This is a genomic window from Oerskovia sp. PE-21s, assembly GCF_056158145.1.
In genome coordinates, this window is record NZ_JBUXJM010000003.1 from 113,608 (window position 1) to 126,824 (window position 13,217).

The 13,217-nt window shown below is 74.0% G+C and carries 13 protein-coding genes; 7 read left to right on the top strand and 6 right to left on the bottom strand.

Annotated features, from left to right (window positions below; all coding sequences use genetic code 11):
• Positions 1–127: 127 nt before the first annotated feature.
• The 6 genes from ACZDYF_RS06420 to ACZDYF_RS06445 form a co-directional block, all read right to left on the bottom strand.
• Positions 128–685, bottom strand: a complete 558-nt coding sequence (locus ACZDYF_RS06420; RefSeq protein ID WP_475054853.1) for a hypothetical protein — start codon at positions 683–685, stop codon at positions 128–130.
• A complete protein-coding gene (locus tag ACZDYF_RS06425; RefSeq protein ID WP_475054855.1) occupies positions 682–2,019 on the bottom strand; it encodes a DUF58 domain-containing protein in 1,338 nt (445 codons plus the stop codon). The genes ACZDYF_RS06420 and ACZDYF_RS06425 overlap by 4 nt, the downstream gene beginning before the upstream one ends.
• The gene (locus ACZDYF_RS06430; protein WP_475054857.1) at positions 2,016–3,005 is read right to left on the bottom strand and encodes an AAA family ATPase; all 990 of its coding nucleotides are present in this window, start codon (positions 3,003–3,005) and stop codon (positions 2,016–2,018) included. Before ACZDYF_RS06430 ends, ACZDYF_RS06425 begins: the two co-directional genes overlap by 4 nt.
• A gap of 71 nt (positions 3,006–3,076) precedes the next feature.
• The gene (locus ACZDYF_RS06435) at positions 3,077–3,571 is read right to left on the bottom strand and encodes a hypothetical protein (protein WP_475054859.1); all 495 of its coding nucleotides are present in this window, start codon (positions 3,569–3,571) and stop codon (positions 3,077–3,079) included.
• The gene (locus ACZDYF_RS06440) at positions 3,568–4,335 is read right to left on the bottom strand and encodes a DUF4129 domain-containing protein (RefSeq protein WP_475054861.1); all 768 of its coding nucleotides are present in this window, start codon (positions 4,333–4,335) and stop codon (positions 3,568–3,570) included. The genes ACZDYF_RS06435 and ACZDYF_RS06440 overlap by 4 nt, the downstream gene beginning before the upstream one ends.
• Positions 4,332–5,504 carry a DUF3866 family protein gene (locus ACZDYF_RS06445; protein WP_475054862.1) on the bottom strand — a complete coding sequence of 391 codons (1,173 nt, stop codon included), beginning with the start codon at positions 5,502–5,504 and terminating at the stop codon, positions 4,332–4,334. Before ACZDYF_RS06445 ends, ACZDYF_RS06440 begins: the two co-directional genes overlap by 4 nt.
• A gap of 119 nt (positions 5,505–5,623) precedes the next feature.
• Here ACZDYF_RS06445 and ACZDYF_RS06450 point away from each other — a divergent pair, with 119 nt between their 5' ends.
• The 7 genes from ACZDYF_RS06450 to ACZDYF_RS06480 all read left to right on the top strand — a co-directional run bounded on the left by ACZDYF_RS06450 (position 5,624) and on the right by ACZDYF_RS06480 (position 13,176).
• Positions 5,624–6,598 carry a helix-turn-helix transcriptional regulator gene (locus ACZDYF_RS06450; protein ID WP_475054864.1) on the top strand — a complete coding sequence of 325 codons (975 nt, stop codon included), beginning with the start codon at positions 5,624–5,626 and terminating at the stop codon, positions 6,596–6,598.
• Positions 6,591–7,613 (top strand): helix-turn-helix transcriptional regulator, encoded by a 1,023-nt coding sequence (locus ACZDYF_RS06455; protein ID WP_475054865.1) that lies wholly within the window; start codon positions 6,591–6,593, stop codon positions 7,611–7,613. Before ACZDYF_RS06450 ends, ACZDYF_RS06455 begins: the two co-directional genes overlap by 8 nt.
• Positions 7,614–7,623: 10 nt before the next feature.
• On the top strand, positions 7,624–7,950 hold the full coding sequence (locus ACZDYF_RS06460; RefSeq protein WP_191790416.1) for a hypothetical protein: 327 nt from the start codon (positions 7,624–7,626) through the stop codon (positions 7,948–7,950).
• Between the two features lie 46 nt (positions 7,951–7,996).
• Positions 7,997–8,194, top strand: coding sequence for a Sec-independent protein translocase subunit TatA (gene tatA, locus ACZDYF_RS06465; protein ID WP_036571710.1), 198 nt, complete (start codon positions 7,997–7,999; stop codon positions 8,192–8,194).
• 3 nt (positions 8,195–8,197) lie between these two features.
• Positions 8,198–8,986 carry a twin-arginine translocase subunit TatC gene (tatC, locus tag ACZDYF_RS06470; protein WP_372440725.1) on the top strand — a complete coding sequence of 263 codons (789 nt, stop codon included), beginning with the start codon at positions 8,198–8,200 and terminating at the stop codon, positions 8,984–8,986.
• The gene (locus ACZDYF_RS06475; RefSeq protein ID WP_475054866.1) at positions 8,979–10,106 is read left to right on the top strand and encodes a diacylglycerol/lipid kinase family protein; all 1,128 of its coding nucleotides are present in this window, start codon (positions 8,979–8,981) and stop codon (positions 10,104–10,106) included. Before tatC ends, ACZDYF_RS06475 begins: the two co-directional genes overlap by 8 nt.
• A 97-nt stretch (positions 10,107–10,203) precedes the next feature.
• Entirely contained in the window at positions 10,204–13,176 is a 2,973-nt protein-coding gene (locus ACZDYF_RS06480; protein WP_475054868.1) for a DEAD/DEAH box helicase, read from the top strand.
• The last annotated feature ends 41 nt before the right edge of the window (positions 13,177–13,217 follow it).

Here is a 13,217-nt window from a genome sequence, read left to right on the forward strand (position 1 = left end):
CCTCACCCGAGCGATCGACTCACCAAACAGCCCGGACAAGCAGGGGCGCACGTGCGGGCTCACCGGACAGCGCGACCCCCTGCCCCGACGGGGGAGCAGGGGTCGCGCGCCCTGTCGTGAGGTCGTCTCAGCGCCACCAGGTCCGCGGGACGGCGAGGACGACGAGGCCGATCAGCGCGACAGCGGCGACGACGACGAAGAACCCGTTCCGGTCCAGAGTCGAGGCCGCGAAGCCCAGGAGCGCCAGCCCCTGGCAGGCGAGCTGGATCACGACCGCGCGCCGTAGCTCCGGCAGAAGGACGGAGCGTTCGACACGGCCCTTCCGCGGCACGCGCGCAGCCCACCAGGAGGAACGCAGCACGAGGTGGGCGAGCGGGAGGAGCAGGAAGACGACCGGGTCGAACGACGTGTCGGCCCCGAGCATCGCGAGGGCGCCGACGAGCAGCACCGCGTGCGGCACCGGGGTGTGCGGGCGCGCCGCGACCACGGCCGACAGGGCCAGCGCGACGACCGCGCTCCCGAGCAGCGACGGGACTAGCTGGTGCACGCTCAGGACGCCGAACACGAAGGTCGCCCCGACCATGACGGCACGTAGGGCGTCGCCCGACACGGTCGGACCGGTGCTCACCTCGGTCGCAGGCGGTCCCGCAGGCTTCTCGGGAGGCGCGGTGGGGTGGGCGCTCATCGTGTCGTCCCTCGCTGGCTGTGGCGCTGCCGACGGGCCGCGAGCTCGAGCGCAGCCCGGGCCCCGCCCTTGCCGTTCACCGAGGAGGTCCAGGGGACCACCACGACACCTTCTCGTCGGATGGCTTCGAGACGCTGTTCGCGCTCGAGGCGCGTGATGCGCCACGCGAGGACGACGCTCGGCTCGTCCTGCGGGACGTCCACGGTGGGCAGGATGTCGACCGCGACCACGGGGTGCCCGGTCGCCCGCCAGGTCTGGGCGATCATGGCGCTCTCGTCGTCGAGGAAGGTCGAGAACATGTAGACCAAGGCTGCCGCCGGGATCTGTGGCGGGCGCATGCGACGACGCGGCTCGCCGATCGGGTGGGCCAGGGCCAGAGCGTGCACGATCCGCTGGAGCTGGCGCTTGCCCGCGGCCGGTGGAAGAGGGCGACGGATCCACCCGAGGTCCTCGAACCCGACCCGATCCCCGCCGTCCAGCGCCGTCTGGGCGACCGATGCCGCGGCGTGGCGGGCGATGTCCAAGGAGGTCGCCCGGTCCATCGGCAACGGACCACGCCCTCGCCACGTCGTGACGTCCGGGCCCACCTCGTCCCGCGAGTCCAGGACGAGGACGATCGTCGCCTCGGCCGTGGCCTGGGTGCGTCGGACGTAGAGCGTCTCGAGACCGGGGGACCGGCGTGCGGTCGCGCGCCAGTCGATGCGCCGCAACCGGTCTCCCGGGGCGAAGGGGTGGACGTCGCGGAGCTCGGTGCCGTCGCCGAGGCGACGGGTCGTGTGCGGGCCGGTGAGCCCGGCGAGCTGGCGCGGCAGCGGGAGACGGCCGAGGGGCTGCGCGGTCGGCAGCACGAGCGTGCCCGGCGACTGAGCCGCGTCCGGGACCGACTCGACGACCCCCTCGGGTCCGGACGCGACGTGGTCCACCCGGAAGAGGCGGTGCGGTCCTGTCCTCGCCGAGTGCGTCGTGAGGTCGAGCGTGCGGGTCCCCTCGACCAGCACCGTGACGTCCGCGTCGTCGTTCCCCGGGCTGGTGACGCGCAGACGGACCGGTGTGGCGGCGTCGGGCACGTCGAGGCGGAGCCGCGACCGGAGCTCGCCCGGACGCAGGTCGGTCGTGTCGGCCGGCTCGAACGTGGCGACCACGGCCTCGCCCCTGGGCCTGGCGCCCCAGCCCCACACCGCGCTGAGCAGGGCCGGCGCGCCCAGGACCGCGATGTCCGCGCGACCCGCGAGGAGACCGGTGACGAGAAGCGCGAGACCGAGCACGACGCCTGCGGCGAGGCTCGTGGTCTGCTGCCAGCTCGTTAGGCGCGTCGTCGTGGCGAGCGAGGTCATCGCGGCGCGGTGGCGACCGCAGCAGGGCCGGGGACGCGGTCGAGTATGGCGCGGACGACGGCCTGCGGCTGAGCGTTCGAGGCCCAGGCCGTCGGGGTCAGGGTGAGGCGGTGCGCGAGCACCGGGACGGCGACCCGCTTGACGTCCTCGGGCAGCACGTAGTCCCGGCCGTCGAGGGCGGCCACGGCGCGGGCGAGCAGCACCAGGTTCTGCGACCCGCGGGGAGACGCCCCCACCTCGAGCTGGGAGTCGGCGCGCGTGGCCGCGACGAGGTCGACGCAGTACGTGAGGACGTCGGGGTCGACGTCGGTCGCCTCGACTCCAGCCTGCATCGCGAGGACGGTCCGAGCATCGACGACCTGGCGCACCTCGGCCTGCTCCTGGCGCCGGTCGAGACGACGGCGCAGGACCTCCCGCTCCTCGTCGCGACCCGGGTAGCCGACCCCGAGCCTGACCATGAACCGGTCGAGCTGGGCCTCGGGCAGCGGATAGGTGCCCTCGTACTCGACGGGGTTGGACGTCGCGAGGACGTGGAACGGCCGTTGGAGCGGGTAGGTGTTCCCCTCGATCGACACCTGCCGCTCGGCCATGGCCTCGAGGAGGGCGGACTGTGTCTTGGGTGCCGTGCGGTTGATCTCGTCCGCCAGGAAGATGCCCGTGAACACCGGGCCGGGCCGGAACACGAAGTCGGTCGTTGCCGGGTCGTACACCGAGGACCCGGTGATGTCCGCGGGCAGGAGGTCCGGGGTGCACTGGAGCCGCGCGAAGTCGAGCCCCAGGGCCGTCGCGAGGCTCCGGGCCGCGAGCGTCTTGCCGAGTCCGGGCACGTCCTCGAACAGGACGTGCCCGCCCGCGAGGATCGTGGCGAGCGCGAGCTCGAGCGAGTCCCGCATGCCGACGACGGCGGTGCCGACCTCGTCGAGGATGCGGCGGCCGTGCGCGGCCACCTCGGGGACGCTGAGCGCGGGGGCAGGGGAGTCCGTCATCGGGTTTGCCTCTCGGTGCGGGTGTCTACGGGTGCTGTGGCTGTCGGCATCGGCGCCGACGGGCGTGCTGATCAGGTGTCGGTGCGGGAGTGCGGGAGGTTCTCGATCGCGGCCACCCAGGACCGCAGGACCTTCATGGTGGGCGGCCGTGGGTCGTCGGTCATCTGCCGGTGGACCTGCGTGCCGAGCCGGTCGGCCGCCGCCCGCACCTGCTCGGGGTCCGTGCTGTGGAGGTCGATGCCCTCGTCGGCGAGGGCCGTGGCCGCGAGCGCCCGCACGCGTCGGTGGGCGCGTTCGCTGACGCGTCCGTGGCTCCCGTGCATGGCCCAGGTGAGGTCGGAGAGGTCTCGGCGAGCGCCGTCGCGGTTGGTGTCGGGCAGGGCTCGGTGCTGGGGGTCGTGTCCTGTGTCGATGCGTCGGGAGAGGACGAGGGCGACGAGGAGGGCGACGGTGAGGGCGAGCGTGTGGGGGAGGTCGAGGCCGAGGAGGGCGAGGGCTGCGCCGGTGGCGACGAGGAGTGTCGCGAGGGTGAGGATCTTCTTGTCGGTGGTGAGCCGGTGCTTCATCGGGTCTCTCCCCGGGTGGCCTGGTGCTGGGGTGCGTCGGCATCGCCCCTTCCGTCGCCGCTGTCGTCGCTGACGGGCGGCGTGAAGGCGATGGCGAGGCGTTCGAGGCAGCTGCGCGCGGCGTCGACGTCCTGGGGGGTGAGGGGGTGGGTGGTGAAGCGCGCCCGCTGGTAGAGCTTCAGCAGGGTGGTGACGGCGTCGGGGTCGGCGGGGGTGGCGTCGAGGACGGTCGTGGTGAACTCGGTGGGGGTCTGCGCGGGGTGTCGGCGGTGCCCGGTGTCGGCGGCGGCGTCCTCGAGCGCTATCCAGGCGGCGGTGACGGCGTCTCGTGGGGTCGCGGCGGTGTCGAGGAGGTGCCGGGCGTGCTGGACGCCTCGGCGCAGTGCGGGGAGCTGGACCGTGAGGGCGGGGAGGGCGATGCTGGCTCCGGTCGCGACGTGGTCGTGGGGGGCGGGCGCCTGGATGGCGGGCTCCCGGGTGCGGCGGCGCAGGTGCACGATCGTGACGACGACCAGGACGAGGGCGACGAGTACCGCGAGGTACGTCATGTACTCGCCGATGCTGAGCCCGGCGGCTCGTTCGTCGAGACCTTCGAGGAAGAGCGCGGTGTCTTCCGTGCGTTGCACGGGGGGAGGGGGGACCTCGGAGGTCGGTCGGGTGGTGACGGGTTCGAGCCGGAAGCTCCAGCGGTTCCCGGCGGCTGCGCCGACGAGGACGAGGGCGATCAGGACGACGACACCCCCCAGTCGCGTCCGGTTGCTCATGCTGGTCGGTTCCTCTCGGCGTACAGGCCGGCGGTGGCGGCGGCCAGGAAGGCGGCGGGGTCGTCGTCGAGCCCGCGGCCCATGGTGGACAGCCCGACGGGCGTGGCGCGCAGCGCTCCGAGGAGGGCGGCGTCGGCGTCGGCGTGGACGAGGCGGTGGCGCCCGTGGGGTGCGGCGAGGAGTGCGGCCTGCTCGGTGATGCGTGCGGTGAGCGCGGCTCCCCACCCGGGGAGGGCTTCGACGTCGGCGCTGGGGCGGGGGACCACGACGTCGCTGGCCGCGAGCGCCACCCGGCCGTAGGCGGTCAGGGAGTGGTGGGAGATGCCGAGGTGGCGGTCGCGGGGGTCGGCGCCGGAGACGCGCAGGGAGGCGACGGGGCGGCCGCCGAGGGTTGCGGCGGCGTTGAGGGCTTCGCCGGCGGCGACGCCGGAGAAGCCCCAGCGGGTGCCGGTGCCGAGGTTCCCGGGTCCTTGGGCGACGACGGCGAGGTCGGCGCCGGTGACGTGGCGGGCGGCGAGGAGCCCGGTGTGGACGGTGACCGCTTCGTGGTCGCCGCCGTAGGCCTGGCCGACGGTGAGGCAGGTGTGGAGCCAGTCGGCGTCGCGCAGTCCGGAGACGGTGCGGGAGAACGCGGCGGGCAGGGCGCCGCCGTCGGTCATGACGTAGGCGATGCGGGGCGCGGGGCGTCCGTCCTGGGCGGCGGCGAGGCGTGCGCCGGCGACGATCGCGGGCAGGGCGGAGTGGAGGTCGGCGACGACGACGGGCATGCCGTGGAGGTCGTCGGCGTCGCGCAGGGTGTCGTGGTGGGGGGACTCCTGCTCGTCGACGCCCAGCACGAGGGCCTGCAGGGGGGTGTAGCGGGCCTTGACGAGGTGCCCGGGCCCGGGGGCAGGGTCGGGGGGCAGGGCTCCGGGCAGGGCGACGACGAGGGCGTACCCGCCGGTGCCGAGGCCGCGGGCGAGGGCGGAGACGTTGAGGAGGACCTGGTCGCCGACCTGGGGCTCTCCGACGAGCTGCGGGTAGGCGAGGGCGCGGACGGTGCGGGGGCGTTCCTCGGTTCCTGGGGCGGCGGTCGCGGGCAGGGGTTCGTCGAGCTCGACGGTCACTTCCTGCGCGCCTTGCCAGGCCCGGCCGCGGGAGATCACCCTTGCACTACGCCACGTCATCACACGGGTGAGGATAGCGTTCGTTAGCGTGGGTGCCGATGCCTGATCAGACGAGTCAACCAGTCAACCCTGCCACGAGGCTCTTGAACCTCGTGATCGCCCTCGTGAACACGAGCGTGTCGATGACGAAGCAGCAGATCCGTACGAGTGTCGCGGGGTATGCCGACGCGCCCTCTCCCGAGGCGTTCGAGCGGATGTTCGAGCGCGACAAGGACTCGTTGCGCGACCTGGGGATACCGATCGTGACGGTCGACGCCGGGGGGCACAGCGACGACGTCGGGTACCGGATCGACCAGGACGCGTACGCGCTGCCTGCGGTCGACCTGACCCCGGCGGAGTTCGGGGTGCTGTCCCTGGCGGCGCAGTTCTGGCAGGACAAGACGTTGCGCACGGACATCTCGCGTGCCCTGACGAAGCTGCGCGCGGCGGGCGCGGGCGAGGTCGCGAACGACGCGGTCGCCGGGCTCGCCCCGAGGGTGCGGGCCGTGGGCGACGCGTACGGCCCCCTTCTCGACGCGATCGAGGCGCTGCGTCCGGTGTCGTTCACCTACCGGGCGGCCTCCACGGGCGAGGTGCGGGACCGCACTGTCGAGCCGTGGCGCATCGCGGCCCGCCGCGGCGGGTGGTACCTCCTCGGGTTCGACCGCGAGCGCCAGGCGCCGCGGGCCTACCGGTTGAGCCGCATCGAGGGCAGGGTGCGTCTCCTGGGGCGTCCGGGGGCGTTCGCCATCCCGGACGGGGTGGACGTGGACGCGCTCCTGGGGGCGCGGGCGGGGCAGGAGCAGGTCGCTGCCCTCGCGATCGGTCCCGAGCGGGCCGAGGCGTTGCGGGCGCGCGGACGCAGCGACGGCGACGGGCCGGGCACGGGGCCGCGTGCGGACGGACGCGACGTCGTGCACGTGTCGTTCACGAACCAGCACGCGTTCGCGGACGAGATCGCGGGGTACGGGGACGCGGTCGTGGTCCTGAGCCCTGCGGGGCTGCGGGACGCCGTGGTGCGCCGGTTGGCGGCCGCGGCCCGCCTGGGACAGGCGCCGACCACCACCACGCAGGACCACCCGAACGGTACGACGAGCACGGAGGAGCAGCGTGGCTGAGCGCGCGGACGACCGGTTGGTGCGCCTGCTGGGCATCGTCAGCTACCTGGACGGGGCGGGCGGGGTCCCGGTCGAGGAGCTCGCGACCCGGTTCGGCGTGACGACGCGCCAGATCGTGGAGGACGTCGACGCCCTGTGGGTGTCCGGCACCCCCGGGTACTGGCCCGACGACCTGATCGACTTCGACGCGGACTCCCTCGAGCGGGGCGTCGTGCGGCTCACGGAGGCGCGCGGCATGACGCGTCCCCTGCGCCTGGGCACCCGCGAGGCGGTCGCGCTCATCGCGGCCCTGCGCGCCATGGGGGAGACCCCGGCGGTGCGTTCGGACCGGGCGCGCGCCGACGTCGTCGCGTCGGTCCTGGCCAAGCTCACCGGCGCGACGGGCGAGGCCGCCGCGGCCCTCGACGTGCGCCTGTCCCCTGACGGGGCCCCCGAGGTCGTCGCCGCGGTGTCCTCGGCGCTGGCGAACCGGCACCGCCTGCGCGTGCGGTACGTGACGAGCTCCGACGTCGTGTCCGAGCGCGAGATCGACCCCGTCGCGCTGCACACCCAGGACGCGTACTCGTACCTCCTCGCGTGGTGCCACCGCGCCCAGGGGCAGCGCACGTTCCGCCTCGACCGGCTCCTGGCCGCGACCGAGCTCGACGTGCCCACGGGCGAGCACGACCTGCCGACCGAGGTCGACTTCACGCCCACGGGCGACGCGCCGCTGGCGACGATCACGTTCGCGAGCCCCGCCCGCTGGGTCGCGGAGCAGGTCCCCGTCGAGAAGGTCCGCAACCTGCCCGACGGCGCGTTCGAGGCCTCCCTGCGCGTCACCAACCCCGTGTGGTTGCGCCGCCTCCTCCTCGAGCACGCCCGCCACGTCCTGGCCGTCGCCCCCCAGGAGGTCGCCGACGACGTCGCCCAGGCCGCGAGCGCCGCCCTGGCCGCGTACGGGGCCGAGGGCGGTGGCCCGTACGAGCCGGGCGACCCGGTGGGGACGACCGGGTCCGCCGACGGCCCGGCGAACTAGGCTGGGCCCTATGTGGTTCACCATCTGGTCGGTCCTGGTCGTCGGCACGCTCGTCGGCGCCTTCTTCCTGGGGCGCGACCTGTGGCGCAAGGCCAGGGCGCTGTTCGCGCAGATGTCGGAGTCGGCGCTCGTGATGGACCGGTTCGCGCAGCGCACGGACGAGACGACCGCGGCGCTGGCGGCGTCGGCGCCCAGCACGGCGCCCACCCTGTTCGACGACCCGGTCCTCCTGCACGAGCGGGTCGAGGAGCTGCGCGCGCAGCGGGCCGAGCGTCGGGCGGGACGCAGGACCCGCAACAAGGTGACGTGGGACCGGTGGCGTCGATTCAACGCGTAGGATCTGCGACAACAAGACTTGCGTCCGACTCCAAGGGAGCCATCTCATGGGCATGCTGAAGCCCTGGCACATCATCGTTCTTGTCGTCGTCGTCCTGCTCCTGTTCGGGGCGAAGCGACTTCCTGACCTGGCCCGCAGCGTGGGGCAGTCCCTCAAGATCTTCAAGAGCGAGGTCAAGGACCTGCGCGACGACGACAAGCCCGCGGAGCCTGCCGTCAAGGATGACGACGCCCCCAAGGCCTGATCCGTGGCCGGTTCGACGAAGACGGCCAGGTCCGCCGAGGGGCGCATGCCGCTGCGCGAGCACCTGCTCGAGATCCGCAAGCGGCTCTTCCTGGTCTCGTGCGGGCTCGTCGTGGGCGCGATCGGCGGCTGGTTCCTCTACGAACCGCTGCTGGCCGCGCTCCAGGCGCCCCTCGAGGCGGCGGCGGCCGCGCAGAACAAGGTCATCAACCTGAACTACTCGGGCATGGCGACCGCGCTCGACATGAAGATCAAGGTCTCCCTGTTCCTCGGGGTGCTCGTGACGTGCCCGTGGTGGCTGTACCAGCTGTGGGCGTTCATCACCCCGGGCCTGACCCGCAAGGAACGTCGCTACGCCGTGGGCTTCCTCGGGGCATCGGTGCCCCTGTTCCTCGGCGGCGTGACCCTGGCCTGGTGGGTCCTGCCGCACGCGGTCGACATCCTCGCGGCGTTCGTCCCCGAGGGCGCGACGAACCTCACGGACGCTCAGGGCTACCTGAGCTTCGTGATGCGCCTCGTCCTGGCGTTCGGGCTCGCGTTCGTCCTGCCCGTCGTCCTGGTGGCCCTGAACTTCGCGGGCCTGGTCCGGTCCACGGCCCTGCTCGCCGGGTGGCGCTGGGCCGTCCTCATCGCGTTCGTCTTCGCGGCCGTCATGACGCCCACGCCCGACGCGCTCACGATGATCTTCGTCGCGCTGCCCATCTGCGTCCTGTACTTCGGGGCCGTGGGGATCGCGATCCTGCGGGACCGCAGCACCGACAAGCGCGCCGCCGCCGCGCTCTCCGGTGCCTGACCGGCCCCAGCCCCGCCCCGCCCGCCTCGCCGTCGTCGTCAACCCGACGGCCGACCGTGGGCGGGGTCGGGGCGACGGCGCGCGCACCCTCGCCCTCCTGCGCGACGCCGGTCACGACGTCCTCGACCTCAGCGCCCCCAACGCGCCCCTCGCGCTCGAGAACGCCCGCGACGCCGTCGCCGGACGCCCGAGCCGGACGACGGGGGAACAGGCGAGCGGGCAGGCGAGCGGGCACGGACCGGGCAGCACGGACCCGATCGACGCCCTCGTCGTCGTCGGCGGGGACGGCATGGTCCACCTCGGCGTCAACGCGGTCGCCGGGACCGGGATACCCCTGGGCATCGTCGCCGCGGGGACGGGCAACGACTTCGCGTCGGCCCTCGACCTGCCCGTGCACGACGTCCCCGCCGCCGTCGCGCTGATCCTCGACGCGCTGTCCGCCCGCGGCGCAGGCACCGGCGGGGTGCGGGTCGTGGACGCCGCACGGGCCGAACCCCTCGACGCCGATCTCGCTCCCCGGCCGGGCAGGGCCCGCTGGTTCTGCGGCGTCCTGTCCGCGGGCCTCGACGCCGCCGTCAACGCCCACGCCAACGCCCTGACGTGGCCGCGCGGCAGCGCCAAGTACGTGCGCGCCGTCGCGAGCGAGCTCGCCCGGTTCCGCCCGTACGGGTACCGCATCACCGCGGACCTCGCACCGGAGGACCGGTCCGGCGCGCTCCCCGGCAGCGGGCCCGACGACGTCGCGTCTCCGTTCGTGTGGGCCTCGCCCGGGACCGTGGTCGCTGTCGCCAACGGGCACCGCTTCGGCGGCGGCGTCCAGATCGCCCCCGACGCGCGGATCGACGACGGTCTCCTCGACCTCGTCACCGCCGGTCCCCTGACCCGGCTCGGAGCCGCCCGCGTCTTCCCCGGCATGTACCAGGGCAAGCACGTGCACCACGCGGCCGTCGACGTCCGACACGCCACCTCCGTGCTCCTCGAGGCCACCGACGCGGGCCGCCCGCCACCCCCTGCCTTCGCCGACGGGGAGCGCATCTCGCGCCTGCCCGTGCGCGTCACCGTGGCTCACGGGGCCCTGCACGTCCTCGACGGTCGCGTCCCCGAGGCCCCGCCCGCCTGACGTGCGACGAGTCCCGGGGACCGTGGCCCCGCACCCCGAGGCCGACCACGTGCGAAAAGCCCCACGGACCGACACCCGCGGACCGTAGGGTGGTGGCATGACCGCAGCACCCCGTACCGCCGGCAACGCAGGACCCGACGACAGCGACACAGCCGGCACGGCGAGCCCCGCGGAGCGGTACGCGGCCTCGCGCGCCCTCCAGGCCGCCTCCCGCACCCAGCTCGCCGCGTTCCGCGAGGTCGTCGGCTTCCCGTTCGACGACTTTCAGGTCCGAGCCTGCCAGGCCCTCGAAGAAGGGCGCGGCGTCCTCGTCGCCGCCCCCACCGGCGCCGGGAAGACCGTCGTGGGGGAGTTCGCCGTCCACCTCGCGCTCGCCGGCGGACGCAAGGCCTTCTACACGACCCCCATCAAGGCGCTGTCCAACCAGAAGTACGCCGACCTCGCGCGCCGCCACGGCGTCGACCAGGTCGGCCTGCTCACGGGCGACACGTCCATCAACGGCGACGCCCCGATCGTCGTCATGACCACCGAGGTCCTGCGCAACATGCTCTACGCGGGCTCGCGCGCCCTCGACGGCCTCGCGTTCGTCGTCATGGACGAGGTCCACTACCTCGCCGACCGCTTCCGCGGACCCGTCTGGGAGGAGGTCATCATCCACCTCGACGACGACGTCCAGCTCGTGTCCCTGTCCGCGACCGTGTCCAACGCCGAGGAGTTCGGCGACTGGCTCGAGATGGTCCGTGGCGACACCGCCGTCATCGTCAGCGAGCGCCGACCCGTCCCGCTGTGGCAGCACGTCCTCGTCGGCTCACGCCACCGCGGCCCCCGCACCCCGGGCGAGGTCGTGCGTCCCGGCACGGGCGCGGACCTGATCGACCTGTACGCGGGGCACGTCGACCCGACCGACCCCGGCGTCAACCCGCCCATCAACCCGGACCTGCTCGCGGCGTTCCGCAGCGGCGCCCGCGACGGCGGCTACCCCGGGCGGGGCGGGCGCAGCGGGGACCGCGGCTACCGGGGACGCGGGGGCCGCGGCGGGCCAGGCGGACACCGGGGTGGCGGGTCGGGCGACGGGGGTGGGCGCCGTACCCCGCCCCGCTTCGCCGTGGTCGACGCCCTGGACGCCGACGGCCTGCTGCCCGCGATCTTCTTCATCTTCTCCCGCGCCGGGTGCGAGGCCGCCGTGACGCAGTGCCTGGCTGCCGGCCTGCGCCTGACCACTCCCGCGCAGGAGGCGGAGATCCGCGCGACCGTCGAGGCTCGCAGCGCGACCCTGCCCGCCGAGGACCTCGACGTGCTCGGCTACTGGACGTGGAGCGAGTCCCTCGCGCGCGGCGTCGCCGCCCACCACGCGGGCATGCTGCCCATCTTCAAGGAGATCGTCGAGGACCTGTTCAGCCGCGGCCTGGTCAAGGTCGTGTTCGCGACCGAGACCCTCGCCCTCGGGATCAACATGCCGGCCCGCTCGGTCGTCCTGGAGAAGCTCGTCAAGTGGGACGGGACGTCGCACGTCGACATGACACCGGGGGAGTACACCCAGCTCACGGGCCGCGCCGGGCGCCGCGGCATCGACGTCGAGGGGCACGCCGTCGTCGTCGACCACCCGGGGCTCGACCCCGTAGCCCTCGCGGGACTCGCGTCCAAGCGCCTGTACCCGCTCAAGTCCTCGTTCCGCCCCACGTACAACATGGCCGTCAACCTCGTGGCCCAGGTGGGCCGCGAGCGCGCCCGCGACGTCCTGGAGACGTCGTTCGCGCAGTTCCAGGCCGACCGGGGCGTCGTGGGCCTCGCCAAGCAGGCGCAGGCGCACGCCGAGGCGCTCGAGGGGTACGCGCAGGCCATGACGTGCGACCGGGGCGACTTCGGCGAGTACGCCCGGCTCCGGCGGGCGATCGCGACCCGCGAGGCCGACCTGTCGAAGTCGGCGCAGCGGGCCCGGCGCGCCCAGATCGTCGCGGACTTCGAGAACCTGCGCGTCGGTGACGTCGTCGAGCTGCCCACGGGGCGCCGCGCCGGGTACGTCGTCGTGCTCGACCCCGGCAAGGACGGCGGCTTCGACGGCCCCTGCCCCACCGTCCTCACCGAGGACAAGCACGTCAAGAAGCTCACGGTCGCCGACGCCCCCTCCGGGATCCGCACCGTCGGCAAGGTCCGCATCCCCAAGACCTTCAACCCGCGCGTGCCCGCGGCCCGCCGCGACCTGGCCTCCTCGCTGCGCAACGCGCTCGGCGCGTTCGTCGACACCCCCGGTGCACCGTCGCGGGGCAAGTCTCCCACCGTGCGGTCGGCCGCCGCCGACGACAAGGAGCTCAGCCGACTGCGTGCGGCACTGCGAGCCCACCCGTGCCACGACTGCCCCGAGCGCGAGGACCACGCCCGCTGGGCCGAGAGGTGGGCCAAGCTGAAGAAGGAGCACGACGCCCTCGTGCGACGGGTCGAAGGGCGCACCGGCTCGATCGCCCGCGTCTTCGACCGGATCTGCGACATCCTCACCGGCCTCGGGTACCTGGAGGTCGATCCCCACCCCGCGAGCGGTCGCACGCCCGCCCCCGAGGTACGGATCACGGACGCCGGGCAGTGGTTGCGCAGGCTCTACGCCGAGAACGACCTGCTGCTCGCCGAGTGCCTGCGCCGCGGCGTGTGGGACGACCTCGACCCCGCCGGGCTCGCCGCCGTCGTCTCGACCCTCGTCTTCTCGGCCCGCCGCGACGAACCCGGCGAGCCGTACGTGCCCGGCGGCCCCCAGGGGAAGCTCGCCCGCGCGCTCGACGCGACGGTCGTCGTGTGGTCCGAGGTCGACGACCTCGAGGAGGCCCACCACATCGACGCGACCGGCACGCTCGACCTCGGGATCGTCGCGGCCGTGCACCGGTGGGCAACCGGACGCAGCCTCGACGCCGTCCTGCGCGGCTCCGAGCTCGCCGCGGGGGACTTCGTGCGCTGGTGCAAGCAGATCATCGACGTGCTCGACCAGCTCGCGACCGCCGCCCCCACCCCGGCGATGCGCAAGACCGCGGTGCGCGCCATCGACGCCGTCCGGCGCGGGGTCGTGGCCTACTCGAGCGTGTGACCTTCGCGTCACGAGCGCCCGGCACGCCCCACGAAGGGGCG

Bases quoted from the DNA above. Each gene is read 5' to 3' on its own strand.
- ACZDYF_RS06420 (WP_475054853.1), bottom strand. From the start codon at position 685: ATGAGCGCCCACCCCACCGCGCCTCCCGAGAAGCCTGCGGGACCGCCT.
- ACZDYF_RS06425 (WP_475054855.1), bottom strand. From the start codon at position 2,019: ATGACCTCGCTCGCCACGACGACGCGCCTAACGAGCTGGCAGCAGACC.
- ACZDYF_RS06430 (WP_475054857.1), bottom strand. From the start codon at position 3,005: ATGACGGACTCCCCTGCCCCCGCGCTCAGCGTCCCCGAGGTGGCCGCG.
- ACZDYF_RS06435 (WP_475054859.1), bottom strand. From the start codon at position 3,571: ATGAAGCACCGGCTCACCACCGACAAGAAGATCCTCACCCTCGCGACA.
- ACZDYF_RS06440 (WP_475054861.1), bottom strand. From the start codon at position 4,335: ATGAGCAACCGGACGCGACTGGGGGGTGTCGTCGTCCTGATCGCCCTC.
- ACZDYF_RS06450 (WP_475054864.1), top strand. From the start codon at position 5,624: ATGACGAAGCAGCAGATCCGTACGAGTGTCGCGGGGTATGCCGACGCG.
- ACZDYF_RS06460 (WP_191790416.1), top strand. From the start codon at position 7,624: ATGTGGTTCACCATCTGGTCGGTCCTGGTCGTCGGCACGCTCGTCGGC.
- tatA (WP_036571710.1), top strand. From the start codon at position 7,997: ATGGGCATGCTGAAGCCCTGGCACATCATCGTTCTTGTCGTCGTCGTC.
- ACZDYF_RS06480 (WP_475054868.1), top strand. From the start codon at position 10,204: ATGACCGCAGCACCCCGTACCGCCGGCAACGCAGGACCCGACGACAGC.